This window comes from Pantoea sp. FN0305 (assembly GCF_050113845.1).
Classification (GTDB): domain Bacteria; phylum Pseudomonadota; class Gammaproteobacteria; order Enterobacterales; family Enterobacteriaceae; genus Mixta; species Mixta alhagi.
In genome coordinates this window covers 1-25,213 of record NZ_JBNJSN010000002.1, presented here as the reverse complement: position 1 = coordinate 25,213, position 25,213 = coordinate 1, and the positions used below count along the sequence as shown (strand labels likewise).

General features: G+C 53.0%; 22 protein-coding genes and 1 pseudogene. 12 read left to right on the top strand and 11 right to left on the bottom strand.

The window, feature by feature from the left end; all coding sequences use genetic code 11:
* Positions 1–19: 19 nt before the first annotated feature.
* Positions 20–214, bottom strand: coding sequence for a hypothetical protein (locus tag ACQE3Y_RS04085; protein WP_085067772.1), 195 nt, complete (start codon positions 212–214; stop codon positions 20–22).
* Positions 215–693: 479 nt separating this feature from the next.
* Between ACQE3Y_RS04085 and ACQE3Y_RS04080 the strand changes: the two genes are divergently transcribed.
* The 5 genes from ACQE3Y_RS04080 (at position 694) to ACQE3Y_RS04060 (ending at position 4,595) form a co-directional block, all read left to right on the top strand.
* Positions 694–864, top strand: coding sequence for a hypothetical protein (locus ACQE3Y_RS04080; RefSeq protein WP_249893730.1), 171 nt, complete (start codon positions 694–696; stop codon positions 862–864).
* 148 nt (positions 865–1,012) lie between these two features.
* Entirely contained in the window at positions 1,013–1,249 is a 237-nt protein-coding gene (locus tag ACQE3Y_RS04075) for a hypothetical protein (protein WP_085067774.1), read from the top strand.
* A 576-nt stretch (positions 1,250–1,825) separates the two neighbouring features.
* On the top strand, positions 1,826–3,214 hold the full coding sequence (gene sad, locus ACQE3Y_RS04070) for a succinate-semialdehyde dehydrogenase (protein WP_426980954.1): 1,389 nt from the start codon (positions 1,826–1,828) through the stop codon (positions 3,212–3,214).
* Between the two features lie 59 nt (positions 3,215–3,273).
* Positions 3,274–3,609: a hypothetical protein gene (locus ACQE3Y_RS04065; protein WP_426980953.1), complete on the top strand. Its 336-nt coding sequence runs from the start codon at positions 3,274–3,276 to the stop codon at positions 3,607–3,609.
* A 164-nt stretch (positions 3,610–3,773) separates the two neighbouring features.
* The gene (locus ACQE3Y_RS04060) at positions 3,774–4,595 is read left to right on the top strand and encodes a Cof-type HAD-IIB family hydrolase (RefSeq protein ID WP_426980952.1); all 822 of its coding nucleotides are present in this window, start codon (positions 3,774–3,776) and stop codon (positions 4,593–4,595) included.
* Positions 4,596–4,642: 47 nt separating this feature from the next.
* Here ACQE3Y_RS04060 and ACQE3Y_RS04055 read toward each other — a convergent pair whose 3' ends face one another.
* A complete protein-coding gene (locus ACQE3Y_RS04055; RefSeq protein ID WP_426974660.1) occupies positions 4,643–5,500 on the bottom strand; it encodes a glucose 1-dehydrogenase in 858 nt (285 codons plus the stop codon).
* A 160-nt stretch (positions 5,501–5,660) separates the two neighbouring features.
* Positions 5,661–6,692, bottom strand: a complete 1,032-nt coding sequence (gene zapE / locus ACQE3Y_RS04050) for a cell division protein ZapE (protein ID WP_426980951.1) — start codon at positions 6,690–6,692, stop codon at positions 5,661–5,663.
* Between the two features lie 695 nt (positions 6,693–7,387).
* Between zapE and ACQE3Y_RS04045 the strand changes: the two genes are divergently transcribed.
* The 3 genes from ACQE3Y_RS04045 (at position 7,388) to ACQE3Y_RS04035 (ending at position 12,698) form a co-directional block, all read left to right on the top strand.
* Positions 7,388–11,191, top strand: a complete 3,804-nt coding sequence (locus ACQE3Y_RS04045; RefSeq protein ID WP_426981179.1) for an NAD(P)-binding protein — start codon at positions 7,388–7,390, stop codon at positions 11,189–11,191.
* Between the two features lie 155 nt (positions 11,192–11,346).
* Positions 11,347–11,907 carry a non-canonical purine NTP pyrophosphatase gene (locus ACQE3Y_RS04040; protein WP_426974662.1) on the top strand — a complete coding sequence of 187 codons (561 nt, stop codon included), beginning with the start codon at positions 11,347–11,349 and terminating at the stop codon, positions 11,905–11,907.
* Positions 11,904–12,698 (top strand): SIR2 family protein, encoded by a 795-nt coding sequence (locus ACQE3Y_RS04035; RefSeq protein ID WP_426974663.1) that lies wholly within the window; start codon positions 11,904–11,906, stop codon positions 12,696–12,698. Before ACQE3Y_RS04040 ends, ACQE3Y_RS04035 begins: the two co-directional genes overlap by 4 nt.
* A 149-nt stretch (positions 12,699–12,847) precedes the next feature.
* On the opposite strand, the gene ACQE3Y_RS04030 is transcribed toward ACQE3Y_RS04035, so the two are convergent.
* From ACQE3Y_RS04030 to norR, 6 genes are all read right to left on the bottom strand, one after another.
* A complete protein-coding gene (locus tag ACQE3Y_RS04030; protein ID WP_426980949.1) occupies positions 12,848–13,801 on the bottom strand; it encodes an Rpn family recombination-promoting nuclease/putative transposase in 954 nt (317 codons plus the stop codon).
* Positions 13,802–14,228: 427 nt separating this feature from the next.
* On the bottom strand, positions 14,229–16,271 hold the full coding sequence (locus tag ACQE3Y_RS04025) for a glycoside hydrolase family 31 protein (protein WP_426980948.1): 2,043 nt from the start codon (positions 16,269–16,271) through the stop codon (positions 14,229–14,231).
* The gene (locus ACQE3Y_RS04020) at positions 16,268–17,647 is read right to left on the bottom strand and encodes a glycoside-pentoside-hexuronide (GPH):cation symporter (protein WP_250652008.1); all 1,380 of its coding nucleotides are present in this window, start codon (positions 17,645–17,647) and stop codon (positions 16,268–16,270) included. The genes ACQE3Y_RS04025 and ACQE3Y_RS04020 overlap by 4 nt, the downstream gene beginning before the upstream one ends.
* 178 nt (positions 17,648–17,825) lie before the next feature.
* Positions 17,826–18,110: a hypothetical protein gene (locus ACQE3Y_RS04015; protein ID WP_426980947.1), complete on the bottom strand. Its 285-nt coding sequence runs from the start codon at positions 18,108–18,110 to the stop codon at positions 17,826–17,828.
* Positions 18,091–18,612 (bottom strand): DUF2778 domain-containing protein, encoded by a 522-nt coding sequence (locus tag ACQE3Y_RS04010; RefSeq protein ID WP_426980946.1) that lies wholly within the window; start codon positions 18,610–18,612, stop codon positions 18,091–18,093. Before ACQE3Y_RS04010 ends, ACQE3Y_RS04015 begins: the two co-directional genes overlap by 20 nt.
* 178 nt (positions 18,613–18,790) lie before the next feature.
* Positions 18,791–20,308, bottom strand: coding sequence for a nitric oxide reductase transcriptional regulator NorR (gene norR, locus ACQE3Y_RS04005; RefSeq protein ID WP_426980944.1), 1,518 nt, complete (start codon positions 20,306–20,308; stop codon positions 18,791–18,793).
* A 157-nt stretch (positions 20,309–20,465) separates the two neighbouring features.
* Between norR and norV the strand changes: the two genes are divergently transcribed.
* The 4 genes from norV to ACQE3Y_RS03985 all read left to right on the top strand — a co-directional run bounded on the left by norV (position 20,466) and on the right by ACQE3Y_RS03985 (position 24,366).
* Positions 20,466–21,932 (top strand): anaerobic nitric oxide reductase flavorubredoxin, encoded by a 1,467-nt coding sequence (norV, locus tag ACQE3Y_RS04000; protein ID WP_426980943.1) that lies wholly within the window; start codon positions 20,466–20,468, stop codon positions 21,930–21,932.
* A gap of 4 nt (positions 21,933–21,936) precedes the next feature.
* Positions 21,937–23,070, top strand: a complete 1,134-nt coding sequence (gene norW / locus ACQE3Y_RS03995; protein WP_426980942.1) for an NADH:flavorubredoxin reductase NorW — start codon at positions 21,937–21,939, stop codon at positions 23,068–23,070.
* Between the two features lie 14 nt (positions 23,071–23,084).
* Entirely contained in the window at positions 23,085–23,948 is an 864-nt protein-coding gene (tehB, locus tag ACQE3Y_RS03990; protein ID WP_426980941.1) for an SAM-dependent methyltransferase TehB, read from the top strand.
* A gap of 238 nt (positions 23,949–24,186) precedes the next feature.
* Complete coding sequence (locus ACQE3Y_RS03985) at positions 24,187–24,366, top strand: SymE family type I addiction module toxin (protein ID WP_426980940.1); 180 nt, start codon at positions 24,187–24,189, stop codon at positions 24,364–24,366.
* A gap of 47 nt (positions 24,367–24,413) precedes the next feature.
* On the opposite strand, the gene ACQE3Y_RS03980 is transcribed toward ACQE3Y_RS03985, so the two are convergent.
* Both ACQE3Y_RS03980 and ACQE3Y_RS03975 read right to left on the bottom strand, forming a co-directional pair.
* Positions 24,414–24,875 carry an immunity 42 family protein gene (locus tag ACQE3Y_RS03980; RefSeq protein WP_426980938.1) on the bottom strand — a complete coding sequence of 154 codons (462 nt, stop codon included), beginning with the start codon at positions 24,873–24,875 and terminating at the stop codon, positions 24,414–24,416.
* Positions 24,872–25,213 (bottom strand): annotated as a pseudogene (locus ACQE3Y_RS03975) (VENN motif pre-toxin domain-containing protein); the annotation flags it as partial. The gene ACQE3Y_RS03980 and the pseudogene ACQE3Y_RS03975, both read right to left, overlap by 4 nt.

Genomic DNA, 25,213 nt, shown 5'->3' with positions numbered 1-25,213 from the left:
CTGCTGCGCTTTAAGCTACTCAGGAGATCGCAGAATCGGAGGCGTCTTTCTTTTTGTCTGATTCAAAATGCGTTTTGAACTGCTCATAAATAGAGATCATGTTGCTGGCATCGCCCTGAAGCGGGCTAAGTTTGCCGGCGCGTACCAGTTCAATTACCAGCTGCAGCGCAGCCTGTTTTGGGCTGCTGGAAGGATGAGCAATTTCATTCGACATAAAAACGTTCCTGTCATTAAGGGTGGAAATGGCAGAGTTTAGCCTAAACGCCGCCAAAAAACCGCGCCTGCACGTGACGTTAGCTGGCTGATTTTTATTGAATCAGATAAATCGCTCTGTTTTTATTTTTACCAATACCAATAATGCGTTTTATCTGCTGCGCATGAGGATAACGAACCCTCAACTATTGAGGTTCTGCGACGATCCGCTGATTATCAGACGTCTCACTGAATGTCTGTTTTTTAGAATGGCATCGCTTCCTTATTCCTGACAGACAGCAGTTTTTATTGGCAATCCGCAGTGCTAAGGCTAAAAGAATAAGCCTGCACTCCTGTGAGATTACGCCGGGTTTCGTTGTTTAGCGTAATGTCAGGACCAGGCTTAGCTCAGGTAAACAAATCTTCATACAGCCTTATCAGCTATACTTAACAACGGAAGAAAAAAAGAAGCCGACACCGGGCGCGCAAAAGGAGCTGAGAATGTTGATTGGATTTGTGCTTTTAGTTAGCGCCTGTGGTCATGACGCCTGTGATGCCCTGCCGGTTACCGAACATATTTATCCCACCCGTGCCGCCTGCGAACACATGGCCGCGCGTATTCATCAGCGCCGCCCTAATGCGGTTCTGCTGTGTGGCGAAGTTCATCGTTAATGCTCTGTGCGGGCACCTTCTTGTTCACCAGGCATCAGGTAAGAGAACGTAAACATCTCCTTTAATGGCGGATGGCAGGTTGCTATCCGCCATTAAAAAGGTCAAAATATGAGCTGTTATTGCACTTACCAACATCGTTGTGAATCCCATGAAAAATCGTAAGCCCCGTCGTCCCAGCGGACGATGGATTTATTACATTCTGGAAGATGGTATTCTCTGGCCCTGCCCGGTACGCTGGGAGTGGGAAAGTGGTTACGACGGCTGGTTGCCGTTCTATTTCTCACCCACGCTGGAGTTTGTCGCGGGCGATCCGGCCAAGGCCTGGCGCGTTCCCGGCTCTGGTAATCGTCCGGCACGCCGTCTGCACTGGCCTGAAGCGGCCTGAAGTAATAAATCTGTCTGTTACGCATAATGTCATCGCTTCCCCTGTAACTGATGAAAAACCCGACCGTAAATACGCGTCGGGAAAGTGTTTCCATACCTCAAAGGGAAAAAGCCATCATAAATGGCAAACTGAAGCGCACAATGCCACATCACCAGCAGTGCGCAGTTAAGATAACACAATCTTAACTATTCTGGCGTTAAGGAATCGTAAGGAAAATCCTGTTACGCCAGATTAATCAGTAGCTTCAGCAACATCACCTTCTCCCTGGACGTTACACAGCCGAACATATCAATAAGCTTTGTTACTGTAGCTAAAACGTTGGCCTCGCTGTTTTCATGCCTGCTTTTATCGCGCCAGCTGACTTTTCCCCAGCAGTTGCCTCTGTGCCGGACGCTTATTAGCAGGCAGGAAGCGCTATCCGATCGGGACAATAACAAAAGCTGTTCCAATTCTGGTGCACAATTACAGCAACCCTTCTTTTTTTGACAGCAATTCCCTCATCATTATTCACTTTTCATCACGACTCATCACCGTTAAGGTAAGTCCATCAGCAATATAAATATTCAAGGAACCCTTATGTCATTTCCCCCAGAAACGCATGCTATTTCGCGCAATCCTGCCAGCGGCGAAATTCTTTCCGCCCTTGCTTACATCAGCGCGCAGCAGGTTGATGCGGCTATCGCCGAAAACCATCAGGCCTTCCAGCAATGGCGACAGCAGCCGCTGGCGCAGCGTGCGCAAAAATTACGCGATCTGGCTACCGCTATCCGGGCGCGTGGCGAAGAGATGGCGCAGATGATTACCGCCGAGATGGGTAAACCAATACTGCAGGCGCGCGGCGAGGTAGAAAAATCGGCGCAGCTCTGCGACTGGTATGCTGAACATGGCCCCGCCATGCTGGCAGCCGAGCCGACGCAGGTAGAAAATAATCAGGCCGTGATTGAGTATCGTCCGCTTGGCCCGGTGCTGGCAGTAATGCCCTGGAATTTTCCGCTATGGCAGGTGTTGCGCGGCGCCATACCGATTTTACTGGCGGGCAATAGTTATCTGTTGAAACATGCGCCGAACGTAATGGGCTGCGCTCTGCTGATTGAGGAACTGTTTAACGATGCCGGTTTACCTTCTCACCTGCTCCGGGTGATTAACGCCACCAACGACGGCGTAAGTCAGGCGATTAACGATGCGCGTGTTGCGGCGGTAACGGTTACCGGCAGCGTACGTGCCGGAGCGGCTATCGGCGCACAGGCTGGCGCGGCGCTGAAAAAATGCGTGCTGGAACTGGGCGGATCCGATCCCTTTATTGTTCTGAAGGATGCCGACCTGGATGCGGCGGTGCGGGCTGCCGTTGCCGGACGCTATCAGAATACGGGGCAGGTGTGTGCCGCAGCCAAGCGCTTTATTATTGAACGTGACATTGCCGACGCCTTTAGTAAAAAGTTTGTCGCGGCCGCAAAGCAGCTGAAAATGGGCGATCCGCGCATGGAAGACAACACCGTCGGTCCGATGGCGCGCTACGACCTGCGCGATGAACTTCATCAGCAGGTTATGGCAACGCTGGCTGAAGGCGCAACCCTGCTGGCAGGAGGAGAGAAGCTGGCTGGTGAAGGCAACTACTACATGCCGACCGTGCTGGGCAACGTGACGCCCGCGATGACGGCGTTTCGTCAGGAGATGTTTGGTCCGGTAGCGGCAATCACCGTGGCAGATAATGCCGGGCATGCGCTACAGCTGGCGAACGACAGCGATTTCGGCCTGATGGCTACCATCTACAGCGCAGACGACGCGCTGGCGGCTGACATGGCGGAACGTCTGGAGTGCGGCGGCGTGTTTATCAATGGCTACAGCGCCAGCGATGCACGCGTTGCTTTCGGCGGCGTGAAAAAAAGCGGCTTTGGTCGTGAGCTGTCGCACTTCGGCCTGCATGAGTTTTGTAATGTGCAGACCGTGTGGCGTAACCGTCGCTAATATCATGATCTGGCCTGAAAGGCGTTATTTCAGGCCTTTGCTATAAGGGAAACAGACGTTTGTATAAAAAGTGGATAGCTCTGCTATTGCTGGGCGTGGCAGGCGTGATGACATGGCGCTACCTAACCTATGTCGATCCTGACGATCAGGATTATTATTCAGGGATCCTGTGTGGCGTGGTTGGTAAGCAGAACGATAACTACGCTGCGAGTATGCGTAATATCATTGAAGGAAGTAATAATGAGTATGCGTTGCAACGTATCAGGTTTAACCATATCGCAGCCGACCGGGCGATAAATGCCTGGGAAACAGTGCCTGACGCGGAAAAAATCAAACTGGCTCAGGATACAAATGCCTGTCAGCATGCTCTGGCTACCTTAGTGGTTAATCCGTAAACCCCCTCTGCTTCTCCCTGTGAAAAAGCTGGCGCTAATCCGCTTTTTCACATTCTCATTTACAGCGCTCTTCCAGCCACTATCCTTGTTAATCTTAGCGACCCACTCCGCCTTTGCTGGCGCGGGGCGGCGAAAACTCGATCTGTTATCTGAAGGAGAACCCGGTGGCGGTAAAATTGGTTGCGGTTGATATGGATGGAACATTTCTTGATTCCGCCAAGCGTTATAACAAAACGCGTTTTTTGCGTCAGTATGCTCAGCTGAAAGAACGAAACATCCGTTTTGTGGTGGCCAGCGGCAATCAGTATTATCAGCTGCACAGCTATTTCCGTGAAATCGCTGATGAAATCGCATTTGTGGCGGAAAACGGCGCCTGGATCAGCGATCAAAATCAAGAGGTATTTTGCGGAGAGCTTAGTGCGGAGAGTGTCCGGCAGGTGCTGGCAATCTTAGCCGAAGAGCCGGAAATTCATACTGTGGTTTGCGGCAAGCGTAGTGCTTATATCTCTCCCTCGATGCCGGACGAGGTGGTGGCGCTGCTGTCAAATCACTATCGTCGCCTGGAAAAGTGCGCCGATCTCAACAATATCGATGACACCATTTTTAAATTTTCGCTTAATCTGCCGCATGATGGTGTCGCTCCGCTAATTGAGCGGTTAACCAAAGCGCTTAATACGGCAAAGAATATTGTGCATCCGGTTTCCAGCGGTTTCGGCTTTGTTGACCTGATTATTCCTGGCCTGCACAAGGCGCACGGGATCGGCTTGCTTCAGCAGCGTTGGGGCATCGACGATTGCGAGGTAGTGGCGATCGGCGATAGCGGCAATGATATCGAAATGCTGCGTCAGGCGGGCTACAGTTTTGCAATGGCGAACGCCACAGAAGCGGTAACGGCGGCAGCGCGCTACCGTACAGAGAGTCATGATGATGAAGGCGCGCTGAATGTCATTGCACGCCTGCTGGCAAAAGAGTATCCCTTCAACTGATCCCGCTTTGCTGAATCACGGCAGCGTGTGGCTGCCGTACTCTCGTATCAGATAACCGCAACGCCGCCGGTAACCGCAACGGTTGAGCCAGAAATATAGCTGGCCTCATCGCTGGCAAGCATCACATAGGCGGGTGCCAGTTCGGCCGGTTGCCCGACGCGCTGGAGCGGTACTTCACTACCCAGATTTTTCACCTGCTCTACGGGCATGGTGGAGGGGATCAGCGGCGTCCAGATGGGGCCAGGCGCCACTACATTAGAGCGAATCCCCTTTTCAGCCAGCAGCGCAGCCAGGCTACCGGAAAAATTAACGATTGCCGCTTTGGTTGCTGAATAGGCAATCAGTTTCGGTTTCGGCTGGTCGGCATTAACCGAGGCGGTATTAATAATGCATGAGCCGGCAGGCATATGCGGCACCGCCCCTTTGCAGAGATAAAACATGCCGTAAAGATTGGTCTTCATCGTACGGTCAAATTCTTCATCGCTGATCTCATCCAACGAATCCCGGGTCATCTGAAAGGCCGCATTATTGACCAGAATATCGATCTGTCCGAAGTTGCTGACCGCCTGCTGAATAATATGGCGACAATGTTCCGCTTCGGTAATATCGCCCGGCACCAGCACAGCTTTTTGCCCTGCTTCTTCAATCAGGCGAGCGGTATCTTTGGCATCTTCATGCTCATTCAGATAGGAAATCAGTACATCGGCCCCTTCACGTGCATAGGCGATAGCCACGGCGCGGCCAATCCCGGAATCGCCACCGGTAATAATCGCTTTTTTACCCGCAAGGCGGCCCGAACCTTTATAGCTGGTTTCACCGTGATCGGGCGCTGGCTGCATATCAAAAATAGTGCCGGGTACATCTTGCTGCTGCTCTGGCTGCGGCGGCTGTGGTCGACTGGTCATAACAGAAACGTCTCCTTTCAGGTGAACGGCGACAAAGGCCGTCAATACAATGCAGGAACATCTTATTATTCAGTTAATACAGCAGCATAAGCTGCTATGACTGAATAACCGAATACCGTTTCAGTATAGTTGACTCGCTCGTAACGCAAGCGCAGCGGCATTATCTCTGATAAACCGGCAGCACATTCAGGCGGCTGTGGGTGCGCTGAATATCATCCAGCTCCACACCCTGCGTCAGCGTCGCCAGGGGATAATCCGTGGTTAAAAACAGCCGGCACTGGCGATCGTAGAGCACATCAATCACATTAATAAAACGCTGCTGAATAGCAGGCGAAACCTGGGCCAACGGCGGCACATCTTCCACCAGCCACTGCGGGTATTGCTCGCAGAGCTGTAAATAGTCCATCACCGCTGTTGGCGCGGCGCACAGCGCGCTGAAAGAAAAATGCAGAAACGCCCCGGCAGGTGAGAGCGTTTCAAGGATACGATAGCCTACCTTTAACGGCACCGGTGCTTCTGCCGGTGCAGGCAGTTCCAGCCGTTCCCGCTGCGCCTGCGTGGCGCCAATCAGCAGTCCGCCACATCTGAACGCGCCCTGAGCTTCATGCGTTAGCGTGCGGTAATCTTTTTCTCCGGTTAGTGCGATGACCTCCATTTTCTCTCTGATTAACGCAATCGATGAGAGAAAGCGCTGGTGATAGAGCGGATTAGCCAGCAGATTTTCCGGTGGATGATTTGAGGTCGCAACCAGCAATACGCCGCGCTGAAACAGCAGCTCCAGCAAAGGCTTGATGAGCATCGCATCACCAATATCATGCAGATGAAATTCATCAAAGCAGAGCAGCTGACAACGGCCAATGCAGGCTTCGATCGCGGCCTCAACGCTACTGCCGCGCGCAATTATCTGATGCAGTTCGCGGAAAAAAAGATGAAAGTGCACGCGTTTTTTCTGCGCCAGCGGTGCCCAGTTAAAAAACGCATCAGCAATAAATGATTTGCCGCGTCCCGGTTCGCCCCAGATGTAGAGCCCGTGATGAAACCGCTGAGCGCGTGACAGCACCGGTGCGATTAACGCATCCAGACGGGTAATAAGCTGTAGCTGTTGCCCGTCCAGAACGATGTTTTTTTCTGCGGCCTGCTGCTGCATGACCTGTTGAAAAACAGATGTATCCTGCCGCCGTGTTTCCATCATTTCACTGTCCCGTTGCGTTATCTCTTCGCTATCATAGCCGGGACAGAAAGTAATAACAGCAGGGCGAAGGCGCGCTGTAGAGGAAAACGCCGAGCGTTATGCGGTTACAGAATTTAGCATCCATCTTTTTAAAATTGCCCCTCATCTTTCTGCTTTTTTATATATAACCAAAGCGCTTAAGTAGCTCAAACATTCATAACACGCGCATGCCCGGTTATTACTGGAAAAAAAGCGAAACCATTTTTCAACACTCTATTATTTATCATTTTAATTTTCTCTGGCGGCGTTTATTAATAAATAAGCTGGCGCTGTTACCGTCACGCTTATTTTGCTAAATACATTAATAAAAATCACCTCTTTATCTTTACCACTATAAGGATATTCCTAACTTATTAGGGTTAGGCGCGCATTTCTTGCGCAGCGATCAGGCTTGCCTATACTTAAGCTAACCCTTCTCATTGTTAAATTATTTAATTAAATCAATATAAACAAGCGTAACCGTAATTAGTCTTTTATCACTTTATTAATTTGCCAGGGCTCCCCAGCCTCTACTCTTGCTTATACAGCCACCAGGTTCTGCCTTCTGGCATGCTTTTTAATGGCCTACAAATTTGAGCGGCTTTTGCCGTTACTTTTGATTCAGCGGATGCAGCTGCGCGCTTTATTATGCTGGCAAAGCTGCAGGAGAAATAATGATGACACCCTTTGCCTCATTCTGGCAGGCAGGTTATGAAGGCGCGGATCATATTAACCCGCACGGCACCCGGTTAGCGATGAATGACACTAACGCTCACCTGATACGGGTTAAAGAGGATTATGCAGCGCTAAAAGCCTTTAATATTAATTCGGTGCGTGAAAGTGTGGGCTGGCGGCTTATCGAACGCAACGGTGAATATGATTTTTCCTCGCTGGTTTCGCGTATCGAGGCGGCGCAGGAGCAGGACATTCAAATCTGCTGGACACTCTGTCACTATGGCTGGCCAGAAGATCTTACTCTTTTCTCTGACGATTTTATTCCACGCTTTGCCGCCTTTTGCGCGGCCACCGTGCGTTTCCTTGCGCCTTATTCCACACTGCCGATCTACTCGCCGATAAATGAAATCTCTTTCCTGAGCTGGGGGATTGCCGTTGGACTGTTTCCCTGCGCTAACCTGCCGGAATCCGATCCCGCCGACGCCTGTAAACGTCAGTTAGTTAAGGCGACACTGGCCGCCTGCGACGCAATCTGGCAGGCCGACAGCCGGGCGCGCATTCTGCACTGCGATCCCATTATCCATCTGGTGTCAGAAGGGGATATGCCAGAGGCAAAGCTGACGGCACAGTCCCACAGTAACGCGCAGTTTCAGGCATGGGATATGCTGAGCGGCAGACTGGCGCCGGAGCTGGGCGGGGCGGCGCACTATCTCGACCTGATCGGCGCGAATTATTATCACGATAATCAGTGGGCATTCCCTTCCATGAATCGGCTGCACTGGCATCTGGGCGATCGTCGGCGCAAGCCGCTGCATCAAATGCTGACGGAGCTGCATCAGCGTTATCAACGCCCGGTACTGCTCTCGGAAACCAGCCATATAGGCAGCGGACGCGGTGCCTGGATCGCGGAGGTGACCGCGCATATTGCGCAGGCACAGCTCAGCGGCGCTGAGCTGTGCGGCGTCTGCCTCTATCCCATTATCGACCGACCAGCATGGAATGACCCGCTTGCCTGGCCGCGTAGCGGGCTGTGGGATCTCGACCACCATGGCCCCGATCCTTTTCTTCGCATTATCAATCAACCCTACGCCACGGCGCTCTGCCAGGCGCAGCGTACTTTACAGAACTTTCAGTCATTTATCGCTCCGACCGCGGAGAATAAGGAGAATGGTATGCAGCAAAAGACTTTGATCGTTTTTAGCCATTTGCGTTGGGGTTTTGTTTTTCAGCGTCCGCAGCATTTGCTGTCTCGTCTGGCACAGCATTATCGCGTGCTGTTTATTGAAGAGCCGATTTACGAGGCGGGATCGCCAGCGCTGCATTATTCGAATCCTGCTCCCAACGTCACCGTTATTCAGCCGCATACGCCAATCGCCGCGCCGGGTTTTCATGATGATCAAATCGCAACGCTGCAGCTGTTACTGACGTCACTGGTGGATGAACAAGAGCAACCGGTCGTCTGGTTCTATACGCCGATGGCGCTGCCTCTGCTTACGCCCTTTACACCTTCGCTGGTGGTTTATGACTGCATGGATGAGCTTTCCGCCTTTAATATGGCTCCGCGCCAGCTTCAGCAACGTGAATCGGCGCTGATGGCGCGTGCCGATCTGGTGTTTACCGGCGGCTCCAGCCTGTATGAAGCGAAAAAGCACAAGCATCACGCCATTTACTGCTTTCCCAGCAGCGTCGATGCCATTCATTTTGAACAGGCGCTGGATCGCAGCAACGGACATCCACAGCAGCAGATGCTACCGCGCCCGCGCCTTGGCTATTACGGCGTAATTGATGAGCGCCTCGATCTGTCGCTGGTAGCCGCGCTGGCCGATGCGCACCCGGAATGGCAAATTGTGATGGTTGGTCCGGTAGTGAAAATCGATCCGGCTACGCTGCCGCAGCGCGCTAATATCCACTGGTTGGGTCAGCAACCTTACGAGGCGCTGCCGCAGTTTCTTGCCGGCTGGGATGTGTGCCTGATGCCTTTCGCTTTAAACGCCTCAACAAAATTTATCAGCCCGACCAAAGTGCTGGAGTATATGGCGGCCCAACTGCCCATTGTCAGCACCGCGATTACCGATGTCGCACGACATTATGCAGAGCTGGTCGCAATCGCTTACCGTCCCGAAGAGTTTATTCACGCCTGTGAGCGGGCGCTGAGCATCAGCCCCGACGATCGTGAGCAGCTGGCGCAGCGCATGCAGGCGGTGGTGGCAGCCACATCGTGGGATGCGGCAGCGGAACAGATGTTCTCGCTGATGAAAAAAGGGGCTGCCAAAACACCTATGCCCGTGCCGGAAAGCGTCATGCCAGTGATTGCCGATGAAGTACAGCAAATCACCCGCCGCCTGAATCCTGCTACCGAGCAACAGTCAGTGGTTCCCTGTCTGATTATCGGTGCCGGACCAACCGGACTGAGCGCGGGCTACCATTATGGTAAAGGCGCCGTGGTACTGGAAAAAAATGCCACGCCAGGCGGCTGGTGTCGTTCGATTACGGACAAAGGATTCACCTTTGACTATGCCGGACACATCATGTTTTCGCAGGACCCATATGTCCTGAAAATGTATGAAATGCTGCTGGGCGATAACCTGCACTGGCAGATGCGCGAAGCGTGGGTTTATAACGACGGCATTTATACCCGCTACCCCTTCCAGGGTTCACTCTATGGCCTGCCTGCCGAGGTGATTAAAGAGTGTATCCTTGGCGCAATTGAGGCGCGCTACGGTGTCAGCCATGAAGCCGCAGAAGCGTCAAATAGCGCGCTATCGGTAACCAGACGCCATGATTGCTGCGCCGACGGCACGGTGCCAGATGGCGATCTCTTCGCCGGACAGGAAAATACGACGCAGCCAGAGAACTTTGAACAGTTTATTTTCCGTACCTGGGGACGCGGCATCGCTAAACATTTCGCCCTGCCATATAACCGCAAACTCTGGGCGCTGCCGCTAACGGAGATGGAAACCTCCTGGCTGGGCGGACGCGTACCGCTGCCGGATCTGGCGCAAATCATTGAGGGCGCGCTGGCACCGCTGGAGAAACCCATGGGGCCGAACGCGCGCTTTGGCTATCCGCTGGAAGGCGGCTTCCAGGCGCTGATGAACGGTTTTCTGCCGCATCTCGCCTGTGAGCTGGAGACCAACAGCATGCTGGCCGAACTGCATCCTGAACAGCATATCGCCGTGCTGACTGACGGACGGCGCTATCGCTACGATCAGCTGATCAGTACCATGCCGCTGCCACAGTTGATTGCAATGATCGGTGATGAAGCGCCGCAGGAGATCCACGATGCGGTGGCAAAACTGCGTCACGTATCCATTCGCTGCGTCAATATCGGCGTGGGACGCGCCAATCTAACCGAGAAGCACTGGATCTATTATCCGGGCGATACCCTGTTTCATCGCATCTTTGTACAGGGTAATGCCAGTCCGCTCTGTAATCCGCTCGGAGGCTGCGGTTTAACTTTCGAGATCAGCTATTCGCCGGATAAGCCGCTGCCGGCAGAGGGCGATGCGTTAATTGAGCGCTGCATCCAGGAGTGTATCGCGGTGGGTATGATTACCGCCGACGACCCGATTCTTACTGCTAATCAGATTGATATTCCCTATGCCTACGTGGTGTACGATCATGCGCGTAAAGCCAGTATTGCGCTGATTCGCGACTGGCTGCTACAGCAGGATATTTTGCTATCGGGGCGCTACAGCGAGTGGGAATACTACAACTCCGATCACGCTTTCCTTGCAGGTAAGCGCGCGGCGGAATTTGTTAAAGAGCGTGCAGGATCGCTGAAAACACAGGAAACCGGCTACTAAAATTAACTGGCATCGGGTTTTCTGCCCGATGCCCCTTCCCTGCTTTTCCCTGCTGCCTTCCCATCCCTATCTGGTCTACACTGGTTGACACCGGTCGGCGCTTTCCTGCGCACATAATCATAACCATACCGGCAGAGACAGAATTAGGTGAAGCAATGAAAATACGGTTTCTTTCCAGTAATGAACTCAAGCTGGACGAAGTACGTAAAATCCTTGAGCCCATCGGTGTAGAAGTGCTCTCCGTGGCCTGTCGGATTGAGGAAATACAAACGGAAGATGAAGTTGAGCTGGTACACGACAAACTTACCAAAGCCTTTTCCCTGATTGGGCGGCCGCTGTTTGTCGAGCATACCGGTCTTTACCTGGACGGGCTGAACGGCCTGCCCGCCGGGCTGACACGCATTTTTTGGCATCGACTGGATGCCGATCGCTTTACCGCGCTGGTGCAGGCGCTGGACAGCCAGAGCGCCACGGCGAAAACCGTTCTGGGCTACTGCGACGGGCGCAAAATGTATCAGTTTTCCGGCGAGGTACGCGGTAAGATCATCGCTGAGCCTGCGGGTTCGCGTGAATTTCTCTGGGATTGCATCTTTGTGCCGGAAGGCCATACGCAGACTTTTGCCGAAATGGGTGAGCTAAAGCATGAAATTTCGATGCGGCGGCTGGCGCTGGATCGCTTTGCTGCCTTTTTGAAAACCGCAAGGAATCTGCCATGAAACCTGAACTGAAACGTGCCTACGATGCCGGAAAGTTAATTCTTTTCGCCGGGGCAGGCGTTTCACGCAACCTGGGCCTGCCGGAGTGGCATGAGCTGATTGCTCATCTTGCACAGGAGCTGGGCTACGATCCGAAAATTTTCAATACTTACGGCACCCATCTGTCACTGGCGGAGTATTACAAGCAGAAAAAGGGATCGCTGGGTCCGCTGCGCAGCTGGATGGATCGCGAGTGGCACCGTCCTGATATTGATGTGCGTTCCTCAGAAATTCACACCATGATTACCCAGGGACATTTTTCACGCATCTATACCACCAACTACGATCGCTGGCTGGAGATGGCGCATGACGCGCACAAGGTGCCCTATTACAAAGTGGCGAACGCCGCCGATCTGGTTTCACTTACTGAAAACCGCCGTCATATTATTAAGCTGCACGGCGATTTTGATGACGATACCTCTATTGTGCTGGATGAAAGCAGCTATTTTGAACGTCTCTATTTTGATTCGCCGCTGGATATTAAGTTGACGCACGATGTCATGGGTAATTCAGTGCTTTTTGTCGGCTACAGCATCAGCGATTTTAATATCCGCCTGCTGTTCTATCGTCTGACAAAAATGTGGGGCCGCACCGGACTGGCTTCCGCTCGTCCCACTTCTTATCTGTTTACTAACCGGAGTAATCCGGTGGCAAAAGAGGTATTAGGCCAGTGGGGTATTGAGATGATTGTTTCGGAAGAGGATGATCCGCGTAAGGCGCTGGGGGATTTTCTGGCTGAGTTGATTGCCTGAGGCTTACCCTGCGGGTGGCTATGCACGGCCACAAAGAGGAGATGGGGTAAATCGCCTCTTTTGCTGGAAGAGCAGCGCACGCTCCCTTTATGTGGCCGACATTTTACTCTAATGCTGACGACCAGGCAGGGAGTGTAAAGGATGAAACATCAGTGACGAAGCTGTGCCAGCTCGTGTTCAGTAAGACCGGTGGCTTCCAAAACAGACTCGCGAGACATGCCCATTTTCAGCAGGCTGCGTGCAACTTCAAGTTTGCCTTCATTACGCCCTTTTTCAATGCCGCGCTGTTCACCAAGCTGGATACCTTTCTCAATCCCCTTTTCGATACCTTTCTCAATCCCCTTCTGTTCAAGCTGCTGTGCGATGGTCATAAGTGCGTCTCCGTGTTGCGGCACACGCTGTGCCAGTTCTCGAACAAAGGTTTCGGCATCGGCTGACTCACCCGCCTGTAACAGATAGTGTATCAGTGCCATTACCTGGGGTGAAGAGAGATAATCAGCCATCAGCAGCGTAGCCAGACGATCAATAAGAGTAGCGATGTCACGCTGGTGAATATGTTTTTGCAGCAGCGTAAGTGCTGCCATGCTGCGATGGTTCATAATTTCATCGTCAGGTATTACAGTGATATCCACCAGTGGGAAAGCGCTCCTATAAAGTTTTTCTGCCAGTGCCGGATCATCAAACTCATCCAGCCATCGGGTGGAATAGGGATAGGGGCTGCGTTTACCGGTGTAAAACAGCATGGGTATCACCAGCGGCAGCTTTTTATGGCCCGCCTCGATATGACGCTGCATCGCCGCCACGGCATAGCGTATCAGTCTGAACGCCATATGCTTATCCGGAGCCGACTGATGTTCTACCAGGACGTGGATATAGCCATCACCCGCGGAGGTCTTCAGGCTGTAAAGCACATCGCTGAAGTACTGACGAAGATCATCCTCGACAAAAGAGCCGGATTCCAGCTTTAGCGTATTAAGATCGCAAATGACGCGCAGCTCCTTCGGAAGATGGAGTTCCATGAAATCCCGGGCGATCTCCGGCTGCGTCAGAAACAGCCGGAACGTGGCATCGTGCGGCGTTGGCGTGTAACCTTTTTTCTTCATCCGCGCATACTTTGAAAATGATAAACAGAGCCCTTCATAATTAACTTCCCTGAATTAATTTACCGGCAACATTACGATTCTGAGCGATGAATATAACGTAATTATCAGCAAAATAAATTAACGCATCACGTTATGACTTATAATTATCAATCTCTTTAAAAAACAGTCAAATAATTTCAATTATCATAAAATAATTACTTATTAGCGGGCAAGTTTAAAAAAGACAAATTATTTTCTTTACTATTCCGTCACTATTTATAATTTATCCCCAGCCACTTTTTTCGCTAATAACGCGCTAATAAAAATGGATTGAGCCTGATGGTACGAAGTGTGTTTCGAAGGAGGATGCGCCATATAAGACGCTGGCGCGTTTCTGGCTAAGTTGATTGCCTGAGGTGTTATTCCTCAGGCAAAGGGTTACGATTAATCAGGCGCGCATCGCCGCCACCAACGCCGGGTCAGCCTCGGCACGTACCAGCACCGGAATGACATGCAATGGCGTCTCTACTGTCAGCCACTGACCGCCCTGATACTGCGTCCCGCTGCGCGTAATCCAGCAATCGCCTGCGGGCAACCAAAGGCGGCGCTCACGCTGACCGGCATGCAGTACCGGCGCCACCAGCAGATCCTGTCCCAGCAAATATTGGTCTTCTATCTGCCAGCTCTCCGCCTGCTGCGGATAGTGATAAAACAGCGGACGCATCACCGGATCGCCCTGCTGATGCGCTTCCTGCATCAGCTGACGAATATAGGGCCGCAGACGCTCGCGCAACAGCAGACATTCCTTCATCAGCGCGTAGTTCTCCTCGCCATAGCTCCAGACCTCATTCGGCGACCCGCTGTTGCATTGCGCAATGCCGTTACGCCAGGCCTCTTGCGGCTGAATTTGCGGTTCACGATAGCCGTGCAGACGCATCACCGGACAGAATACCGCCCACTGGAACCAGCGGATCAGCAGTTCATGGAAACCGGGATCGTGAATATTTCCGCCCTGAAAGCCGCCAATATCGGTGGTCCACCAGGGAATACCGGCCATCGCCATATTCAGACCAGCCGAGAATTGATTACGCAACGCATGAAATGAGGAATGGACATCTCCCGACCAGGCAAGCACACCATAACGCTGGCTGCCCGCCCAGGCGCAGCGCACCAGGTTGACGATCTCCGTTTCGCCCTGCTGTTGCAGTCCTTCCCAAAAGCCTTGCGCAAACTTTTGCGGATAGATATTTCCCACCTCAAGCACCGGCCCCAGATGGTAGCGATAGTTATCAAAATCGTAAGCGCGATACTCCGGCTCCGCCTCGTCCAGCCAGAAGGTACGAATACCGAGATCGTAATAGTTGCGCCGCACCTCCTGCCAGACAAACTCTCGCGCCGCCGGATGCGTGGCATCAAAAAAGGTGGTATTGCCGAGGAAATCCAGATTAACCGATACGCCACGATCGCTGTTGACTAACAATCCCCGCGATTTCATACGCGCATAGTTGGCGCTTCGGCTATCCACCGTCGGCCAGACCGAGACCATGGTTTCGATGCCCATCTCTTTTAGCTCTTTGACCATCGTCGCCGGATCTGGCCAGTCGAGCGGATCAAAGCACCAGTCGCCCTGATTTGGCCAGTGGAAAAAGTCGATCACAATGACCGATAGCGGTAGCTGACGCCTGCGGTACTCGCGCGCCACCTCCAGCACCTCCTGTTGGGTGCGGTAGCGCAACTTGCACTGCCAGAAACCGGTAGCGAAATCGGGCATCATTGGCGCAGTGCCTACCGCGCGGCCATACTGGCGCACAATCTGCGCTGGTGAATCGGCGGCGGTGATCCAGTAATCCATCTGATCGGTGACCTGCGCCTGCCAGCGGGTAATATTTTTACCGAAGGTCGCCTCGCCAATAGCCGGGTTATGCCACAGCAAGCCATAGCCGAGACTGGAAACCATAAAAGGCACGCTGGCCTGAGAATTACGCTGCGCCAGTTCCAGCGTACATCCTTTGAGATCCAGCCCCTCTTGCTGATACTGCCCCATCCCGTAAATCTTTTCGTCACGCCGCGCCTCGAAACGCACCGTCAGCTGATATTTGCCGCCCGGAATCGGACGGAACTCGCGACCATCCAGCTTCAGCGCGCTGATATATTTATCCTGACTTTTCTCCGTGGCACCAATACCTACCGTGGTGCGCTGACGCCAGAACTCTTCCAGCAACAGTTCGCCGTGCTGATTATAAAAAGCCAGCTGGCCGCGCTGGTTCAGCGTGGCGGTAATATTGCCGTTACGCAGGCTAAGCGTCTCGTTTCCTTGTGTAATTTCTACCCGCAGCGGTGCCGTTGGCAGCAATGCCCAGTCAGTATCCGTAATGTCAGGCTGGCAGCTGGCGCGTACCCGCAGGCTGTTCTCTCCCCACGGCTCGATAATTAGCGTTTGACGATCGAACTGCCAGATTAGACGGTGCGATTCTGCACGTAATTCACTCATGACAACTCCTGTGGCTGCAAAGCGTTAGATCCATCGGCGGGCTGCGCCGCCACGGTTTTATGTTGGTTAATCTGGCGCATCGTGTCGTCATTAAGCCGATACCAGCGCATAGTCAGGGCGCTACAGAGTGAAAGCACGCCGGGGATCACGGAGAAAAGCGCAATGATAGCCAGCATAGCGGCAGGGTTTTGCTGCGGTGCCTGCGCCACGTAGCCGCTGAGCCCCAGCGTCCAGCCGACAATCGCTCCGCTCACCGCCATGCCCATTTTCAGCACCGCCAGCAGCGTGGAAAAAATGGTGCCGTCCATGCGTTTACCCTGACGATATTCACCGTAGTCCACCACATCGGACATCATGACCCACATCAGCGTGGTGGTGACCTGATAGAAGCTGGAAACGATAAAGGTCATGCCCACCAGCAGCGTCAGCGTTGCTGGCAGAAACAGAATGGAAATGCTTAACAAACCGCAGGCGACGGCGCTAAAAGTAAAGGCTTTAAGCTTGCTGTGATGCCGGGTCATCCACTTTGCCAGCCCGCTGCCGACACATTTGCCAACAATATGCGCGGCCAGCAGCCACATAAACAGGCTGGCATCGCCCAGATAATAGGTAACGTAATACATCATCGCCCCAAGGCGCACCACGCCGAAGGCGATATTAAAAAACACCAGCAGCGCGACAATACGCCACTGATCGTTACGCAACATATCGCGCAGGTCGGCACGAAAGTTTTCATGGGTGCCTTTGACGCTGACGCGTTCACGGGTGTTGTAAAAGCAGAGCAAAAACATTACCGCCGCCAGGCTCGCCATCACCGCCATGGCGTTGAAATAGCCATCCAGCTTATTGCCGCCGCCCAGCCACTCCGCCAGCGGGATCATCAGGAAAGTGGACATCGCTCCGCCCAGCGTGGCGAGGAAAAAGCGCCAGGATTGCAGAGAAACACGCTGGGTATCATCAGAGGTGATGATCGCGCCCATCGAACAGTAGGGAATATTGATGGCGGTATAAAGCAGCATCATCAGGCAGTAGGTTACGCTGGCGTAAATCATCTTGCCGGTCAGCGACAGCGACTCAGGTACGGCGTAAATTAACAGGCAACTGATACCAAACGGCACCGCCAGCCAAAGCAGCCAGGGGCGAAATTTCCCCCAGCGCGTATGGGTGCGATCGGCGATCAGCCCCATCGCCGGATCAACGATAGCATCGGCAATGCGCGCCAGCAGAAACAGCGTGCCGACAAACACTGCCGGTAAGCCGACCACGTCGGTGTAATAGAAGGTGAGAAAAATAATAACGTTTTCCAGGCCGATATGGCTTGCCATATCGCCCAGACCGTAACTGACTTTTTCTTTAACCGATAAGGTTGCTCGCATCTTGGTCCGCCTTGTTGGTTTGCAAAGGGGCACCCTCCCTGGCTCTGAAAAGCAGTTATAGAGAGCCAGGCAAACGACAACAATTGCGGGATCTGATTAAAGTCTTATGTTTTTTATTTTATGTGATACGGGTAACAAGCTGACTGTAGATTGTGGTGACCGCCCACGATAAATTGCGTTACGGGTTACGATGTTCGGGTTTCGCTTTTCTTTGCCGCCACAGCCGCCAGCCACGCACGGCTATAAAATAGAGTATGCAGGTGATAAGCGTATTGATGAGCATAACCGCCAGTAGATAAAACATCTCCGGATCACGAAAGCCCAGGCGATTTGCGATTTGAGTCAGTTGGCCAGACTGTTTGATCGTGAACTGTATCGGGTACGGATGGATAAAGCGCAGCGAAAACAGAAACAGCGCAATAAACAGTACAATCCGCCAGGTTTTACGGACAGCTGTTGCCATAGCTAACCACCTCAATAGTGCCATATGATAAAAGCCCTTCAGCACGCGGAACTCTAATTTTATTGGTGTGGAGCAACAGGGTACGAATCAGCTGAAAATCTGGTTTATGCAGTAAAGTGATACATCCCAACGATTGTTTTTGCCCAGCAGCTGGATGAAGACGAAACTGACCGCGTTGCACGCCATTAATCCAGGTAAAATCATCTATCCTGGCATCATCACGGTAAAGGGCGAACCACTCCCAATGATTAGACGGATCCCCTAAAAAACCGTTGGCGGTATCTTTTATCAGCGCTTTAGCTATAGAACCTGGGCCACCGGATGCGCGAACCACGATCCAGTATTTCCCCGGTGGTAAAGGGCCATTATCGGGTATAGCCACGCAGCCTCCTTTATTACGATAAATATCGTTTCCCGACCAGGCCATAAAGGTGCCAACACCATATATTGTCAACGGCGCGTAATCAGCATCGTTAATAACGAACTTTCCATGTAGCGGCACAGATACCTCCCTGCATTGCATATTATCCTCACTATGCACAAATAATACGCAGCCAAGCCCCACTGTAAATGTTTATTTTTAATAATTTTCAATGAGTTAATTATTAAATTAACCGAATCTTGTAATTTATCCTGTTTACAACTGGGTAGCAAAAGGCCGCTCATAGCTACCTTTTGCCCTATTTCAACGCTAACCGGCGCGCCAGACGGTGCAGATTACCCGCGTCCATTTCCAGCCGCCGGGCGCAGGCGGCCCAGTTATTATTGCTGGCCTGTAGCGCCCGGGAAATATACTGCCGCTGAAAATCTCGCGTGGCGTCCTGCAGGCTCTGCTGCGGCAGGGTTTCTGCCAGCGGCGGCGTTGCCGCCACTTCCGTTGCGCTATCCAGGGAAAAGTGCTGCGGCATCAGCAAAATATCGCCGTTGCGGGCATCCGCCTGCGCAACGATAGTGGCGCGATAGATAGCATGTTCCAGCTCACGAATATTGCCAGGCCAGCCGTAGCCGCTCAACATGCTGCGTGCCGCCGCGCTGAGCGCGATATGCTGCAGGCCAAATTTCACCCGGCATTTCTCACAGAAGTAACCGGCCAGTAAAATAATATCTTCGCCACGCTCGCGCAGCGCCGGAACCTGCAACGGAAATACGCTCAGACGATGATACAGATCGGCGCGGAAACTGCCCTCCGCCACCGCCTGCCGCAGGTCACGGTTAGTGGCGGCCAGAATGCGCACGTCCACTTTCAGATGTCGGTCTTCGCCGACGCGCTGCAAATCGCCATACTGTAGTACCCGCAGCAATTTTGCCTGTAGCGTCAGCGTCAGCTCACCAATTTCATCCAGAAACAGCGTGCCGTTATCGGCCATTTCGAACTTGCCGGTACGATCGTGTACCGCACCGGTAAAAGCCCCTTTCACATGACCGAACAGCTCGCTTTCCGCCACCGTTTCCGGCAGCGCCGCACAGTTCAGATAAATCAGCGGGCTGGCAGCACGCGCCGACTGGCGATGCAGCGCCTGCGCCACCAGCTCTTTCCCCACACCGGTCTCGCCACTGATCAGCACATTAAGATCGGTAGGTGCCACCACCGCAATTTCTTTCTTTAGCTGCTGCACTGGCAGCGACTCGCCAATCATTTCGCTGCTTTCGCCGGTGCTTTGCCGGTGAGCGCCGAGCGTAAAGGCGTTGCCCGGCTGCTCCAGCTGTTCCAGTAGCAGCGCGTTGTTCAGAGCGCTGCCGACCAGGCTTGCCACCACACGCAGCTCTTCATCACTGTAATCATCAAACTGGCTGGCATTCATGCCGTCCAGCGTCAACGCACCGATCAGATCCTGACCGGAAAACAGCGGTAACCCAACGCAGGCGTGCACATGCAGCTCATGCCGATCGGGGATCAATCCATCATAGGGATCGGGTAAATCGCTGTCCGCCGGAAAACGCACCACATCTCCGGCGCGGGCAATCGCTTCCAGACGCGGATGCGCCTCGATTTTAAAACGACGCCCCATTACATCCGGTGCCAGTCCGGCGGTCGCCAGCGGACGAAAATGCTGCGCCTCATAGCGCAACAGTGCGGTGGCATCGCACCGCAGCAGGTGATGAATACTGGCGATCATCCGGCTAAAACGATCGGAGCGGGAAAGTCCGTTCTGGATCTCTACGGCCAGCGCGGCCAGGCCTTCAACTGAGATAGACATGCTGTCTTTTCCACAATGCCATTGTTGAAAACACAATAAACCTCAATTGTCACTTTAACAATCACGAAAATTAAAACGCTTAAATATCAACGAAATAAAAGTTGGCACGCCGCATGCAATAAGAAAAGAAACTTTATGAACCTGTTGAGGAACCAAAATGAGCATTCACGTTAAAAATAACATTACCTGGGTAGGCCAACGTGACTGGGAAGTACGTGATTTTCATGGTACCGAATATAAAACGCTGCGAGGCAGCAGCTACAACAGCTATCTGATAAAAGAAGAGAAAAACGTCCTGATTGATACCGTCGATCATAAATTCAGCCGTGAATTCGTGACCAACCTGATGCAGGAAATCGATCTGGATAAAATCGACTACATCATCATCAACCATGCGGAAGAAGACCATGCGGGCGCGCTGACCGAGCTGATGACGCGTATTCCCAATACGCCGATCTACTGTACTGAAAACGCTATCGATTCAATTAATGGCCATCACCATCATCCGGAGTGGAATTTTAACGTGGTGAAAACCGGCGACTCGCTGGATATCGGTAACGGCAAAAAGCTGATCTTTGTGGAAACGCCAATGCTGCACTGGCCGGACAGCATGATGACCTATATGACCGAAGATGCGGTGCTGTTCAGTAACGACGCTTTTGGTCAGCACTATTGCGATGAACATCTGTTCAATGACGAAGTAGACCAGACTGAGCTGTTTGAGCAGTGCCAGCGCTACTACGCCAACATTCTGACGCCGTTCAGCCGCCTGGTAACGCCGAAAATCAATGAAATCCTTGGCTTTAACCTGCCGGTGAGCATGATCGCCACTTCTCACGGCGTGGTATGGCGCGATAACCCGACGCAGATTGTAGAGCTGTACCTGAAATGGGCGGCGGACTACCAGGAAGATCGCATCACCATCTTCTACGACACCATGTCCAACAACACCCGCATGATGGCCGATGCCATTGCTCAGGGCATTAACGAAGTTGACCCGCGCGTGGCAGTGAAAATCTTTAACGTGGCGCGCAGCGACAAAAACGAAGTGCTGACCAATGTGTTCCGCTCAAAAGGCGTGCTGGTGGGTACCTCTACCATGAACAACGTGATGATGCCGAAAATCGCTGGTCTGGTTGAAGAGATCACCGGTCTGCGCTTCCGCAACAAACACGCCAGCGCCTTCGGCTCGCACGGCTGGAGCGGCGGTGCGGTGGATCGCCTCTCTACCCGCTTACAGGACGCAGGCTTTGAGATGTCCCTTAGCCTGAAAACTAAATGGCGTCCGGACGGCAAAGCGCTGGAAGCGTGCCGTGAGCATGGCCGCACTATTGCGCGTCAGTGGGCACTCTCTCCGCTGCCAGCAAACGTTGCCCAGCCGGAGCCTGCCGCTGCACCTGCCGCCGCGCTGAATGTGCCGGTTAGCGCCGCGCCGGAAAGCGTCGCCTCAGGCGATGCTGAACAAAAGATGATCTGTAGCGTATGCCTGTGGGTCTATGACCCGGCGACCGGCGAAGATTCTCAGGACGTTGCGCCGGGCACCGCCTGGGCTGACGTACCGGACGACTTCCTCTGCCCGGAATGCGGCATGGGTAAAGACGTTTTTGACCCGTACGAGGGCTAAGACTATGTCATCAGATATTGTCATTATCGGCTCCGGCTTTGCCGCCCGACAGCTGATTAAAAATCTGCGTCAGCAGAATAAAGAGATCGCTATCCGCCTGATCGCGGCGGATAGCTGCGATGAATACCATAAGCCAGAGCTGAGCCACGTTTTCTCTCTGGCGCAGCGGGCCGACGATCTGACCCGCGTTACCGCCGCTGAGTATGCGGAGAAGAACAACATCATGCTGCATCCGCATACGCGGGTAACGCGTATTGATGCCGCCGCGCATCGCATTGAGACCACGGCAGGCGACTTCGCCTACGGCAAGCTGGTGCTGGCTACCGGAGCCGAGGCACTGGTGCCGCCGGTCAGCGGCAGTGAGCTGATGTATACCCTGAACAGCCAGCAGGAGTATCGGCAGTGTGAAGAGAGCCTGCAGGGCGCGCAACGCGTGCTGCTGCTTGGCGGCGGACTCATCGGCACTGAACTGGCGATGGACCTTAATCGCGCCGGTAAACAGGTAACGGTAATCGATCGCAGCGGCGGCCTGTTATCCGCGCTGATGCCGCCGGAAATCAGCGGTCGTTTGCAACATCGCCTGCTGCAAGCAGGCGTGGAGATGCGCTTTAACAGCGAACTGGCTTCGCTGGCGCGCTATCACGATACGCTGGTCGCCACGCTGAGCAACGGCCAGCAGATCACCTGCGATGCGGCGGTATGTGCCATTGGCCTGCGTCCGAACATTGCGCTGGCCCAACAGGCGGGCCTGACCACGCGGCGCGGCATCGTGGTAGACGATCGGCTGACCACGTCGCATCCCGATATTTTTGCGCTGGGCGACTGTGCAGAGATCCAGGGCAAACTGATGCCGTACCTGCAACCGGCTCAGCTGGCAGCGATGACGCTGGCGAAAAACCTGACCGGCAACAGCGCCAGCCTGAGCCTGCCGGCGATGCTGGTAAGGGTTAAAACGCCGGATCTGCCGCTGCACCTGGCAGGCAGCGCGGGCGATCCCGATCTGAACTGGGAGATGCAGTTCAGTAAAGCGGGCATTGTGGCAAAAGGAGTGGACGCTGTCGGACAGCTCAAAGCGTTCGTGGTCAGTGAAGATCATATGAAGCAGGCGCTTCCCCTGTTGAAACAGTTAACCCGTTAAACACGGAGCCAAACATGACCGACCTGATTTGTTATCAAACGCTGCCGCGCTGGAACAGTGATACCTTGCCGCCCGCCTGGCAGCAGCCTTACCGCACCGAGGCGGGCAGCTGGGCGCAGCCGAAGCTGTATAAAGGCACGCTGGATCTCGCCTTGCTGACTGAGCTGGGCGAGATAACCGAGACTTTAACCTTAACCGCTGATTCCCGCCCGCCGCGTCTGGGGCCGGAGCAACTGCATCGCGTGACCGGTTTCAGCCCGGACATGGAGTGCCAGCTGGCACTTTACTGCAAGCCGGAGGATTACTATCACCGCCGCTATCAGCTAACGCCGACGCATTCTGAGGTGGTGGAAGCGGCAAAAAACATTCCGCCGGGGCGCGTGCTGGATTTAGGCTGCGGCAACGGGCGCAATGTGCTTTATCTGCATCAGAAGGGGTTTGAGGTTGAGGGTTGGGATAAAAACAGCGACAGCCTGAATGGCCTGCGACAGATTATTGCCACCGAGGCGCTGGAGGGGATTCGCCTGCAGCAGTGCGATTTAAATCAGGTCACGATTGAGAAGCAGTACGATTTTCTGCTCTCTACCGTGGTGATGATGTTTTTGCAGCCGGAGACGATCCCGGGGCTGATTGCTCAGATGCAGCAGGCCACCACGCAGGGCGGCCACAATCTGATTGTGGCGGCAATGAGTACGCCGGACTATCCCTGTCCGATGCCGTTCCCCTTTACCTTTAGCCGCAGCGAGCTGCTGGGCTATTACGACGGCTGGGATATTCTGAAGTACAACGAGAACCCCGGCGCGCTGCATAAAACTGACGCGCAAGGTAATCGTATTAAGCTGCGCTTCGCAACGCTGCTGGCGCGTAAGCCGGTTTGAGTATCTGTCTGCTCAACGGTACTGCGGATAGCGCTTACCTGAGCTATGCGGCGGTCAGCCAGATTAAATAACTGACGCGGCTTAGCCAGATAAACGGGTTGGTTGCAGCGGCGGGAAAACGATTTTTTCAGGGCTTATATCTGGCCGGGATCTCAAAAAGTGCATGGAACTAAAACGGGTCTATTTACAAGGGCAGCGGTGGCCAGAGACCGTCACAACCACAACCCGCCGGTACACTGTGGGCTATATCAGCCGCAGACATGCGACGCGCAGCGGGGAGTTTTTGTATTACAGCCAGTCGCCCGGTCTGCATCTTAAGGGCGACTGGCTGGCTGAGATGGGCTTTGAGACCGAGCAGAAGGTGGACGTCACCAGCCAGCCGGGGCAACTGGTGATACGGCTGGCTGAGGAAGGGTAACTGACTGGTATGCATAGTAAAATCCCGGCGAGATGGCCGGGATTGATTTATAAAGGGCAGACTTTTAATTTATTAATTACATTAAGTATTGTCCCGGACGGGAGAACTGTTTCCTTTATACTATCGCCAGCATCAGTGCTCCATACAAGCCTATCACCAGTATTTGTCTTGATAAAATATAGGTAGCAACGATTATCTTCCATCGGAACACAAGTCATATCAAATAAACCATTAATCAATTCTTCACCATCGCCAAGAAAATAATCTTTAGCATTCTTGTATAGCTCAACTGCACTTACATTCAACTCGTTGATAACTAATTCATTAATTGGTGCATTTGAATAAAAGCTAAACGTAGTTCGCAACTCAAAAACATCTACTACATCAAACAGTTTTTTACCCTCAATATATAAAGTAAAAAGGCCATTTTTCCAGATATCATCCGGTTCATTCCAGCATTCAACAATATCAAACTGGAGAGCAAAACAATGCGGATCACCATAAATCATTTTATTCTGACTCCTAATTTTTTCTGGATTGCGGTTGGTATTTGGTCACTGGTCAAAGCATTCTTATCTGCGGTACTTCCGTTCCAGTGATACTCACCATTCGTACCAACAAAACGGTGTACATTCCCCTGGCTATCAACAGTAAAGCGAACCTCTTTATTTGGGTATTGTTTTGTGCTCGGAATTGATTGCTCAAAAAGCTTTAGTGAATCCTGAGGTTCAATACCTGCATTAGGTCTATTACTTGGCTGACCTGGAGTATGCTTTGGATTCGATTTATATACCAAACCATTAGATGCAACAGTTGGTTGTGGCGTAGGTAAGGGGCTTCCTTTCCC

What these genes read in the sequence shown, in the direction of transcription:
- ACQE3Y_RS04085 (WP_085067772.1), bottom strand. Translation starts at nt 214, where the DNA reads ATGTCGAATGAAATTGCTCATCCTTCCAGCAGCCCAAAACAGGCTGCG.
- ACQE3Y_RS04080 (WP_249893730.1), top strand. Translation starts at nt 694, where the DNA reads ATGTTGATTGGATTTGTGCTTTTAGTTAGCGCCTGTGGTCATGACGCC.
- ACQE3Y_RS04075 (WP_085067774.1), top strand. Translation starts at nt 1,013, where the DNA reads ATGAAAAATCGTAAGCCCCGTCGTCCCAGCGGACGATGGATTTATTAC.
- sad (WP_426980954.1), top strand. Translation starts at nt 1,826, where the DNA reads ATGTCATTTCCCCCAGAAACGCATGCTATTTCGCGCAATCCTGCCAGC.
- ACQE3Y_RS04055 (WP_426974660.1), bottom strand. Translation starts at nt 5,500, where the DNA reads ATGACCAGTCGACCACAGCCGCCGCAGCCAGAGCAGCAGCAAGATGTA.
- zapE (WP_426980951.1), bottom strand. Translation starts at nt 6,692, where the DNA reads ATGATGGAAACACGGCGGCAGGATACATCTGTTTTTCAACAGGTCATG.
- ACQE3Y_RS04045 (WP_426981179.1), top strand. Translation starts at nt 7,388, where the DNA reads ATGACACCCTTTGCCTCATTCTGGCAGGCAGGTTATGAAGGCGCGGAT.
- ACQE3Y_RS04040 (WP_426974662.1), top strand. Translation starts at nt 11,347, where the DNA reads ATGAAAATACGGTTTCTTTCCAGTAATGAACTCAAGCTGGACGAAGTA.
- ACQE3Y_RS04035 (WP_426974663.1), top strand. Translation starts at nt 11,904, where the DNA reads ATGAAACCTGAACTGAAACGTGCCTACGATGCCGGAAAGTTAATTCTT.
- ACQE3Y_RS04030 (WP_426980949.1), bottom strand. Translation starts at nt 13,801, where the DNA reads ATGAAGAAAAAAGGTTACACGCCAACGCCGCACGATGCCACGTTCCGG.
- ACQE3Y_RS04025 (WP_426980948.1), bottom strand. Translation starts at nt 16,271, where the DNA reads ATGAGTGAATTACGTGCAGAATCGCACCGTCTAATCTGGCAGTTCGAT.
- ACQE3Y_RS04020 (WP_250652008.1), bottom strand. Translation starts at nt 17,647, where the DNA reads ATGCGAGCAACCTTATCGGTTAAAGAAAAAGTCAGTTACGGTCTGGGC.
- ACQE3Y_RS04015 (WP_426980947.1), bottom strand. Translation starts at nt 18,110, where the DNA reads ATGGCAACAGCTGTCCGTAAAACCTGGCGGATTGTACTGTTTATTGCG.
- norR (WP_426980944.1), bottom strand. Translation starts at nt 20,308, where the DNA reads ATGTCTATCTCAGTTGAAGGCCTGGCCGCGCTGGCCGTAGAGATCCAG.
- norV (WP_426980943.1), top strand. Translation starts at nt 20,466, where the DNA reads ATGAGCATTCACGTTAAAAATAACATTACCTGGGTAGGCCAACGTGAC.
- norW (WP_426980942.1), top strand. Translation starts at nt 21,937, where the DNA reads ATGTCATCAGATATTGTCATTATCGGCTCCGGCTTTGCCGCCCGACAG.
- tehB (WP_426980941.1), top strand. Translation starts at nt 23,085, where the DNA reads ATGACCGACCTGATTTGTTATCAAACGCTGCCGCGCTGGAACAGTGAT.
- ACQE3Y_RS03980 (WP_426980938.1), bottom strand. Translation starts at nt 24,875, where the DNA reads ATGATTTATGGTGATCCGCATTGTTTTGCTCTCCAGTTTGATATTGTT.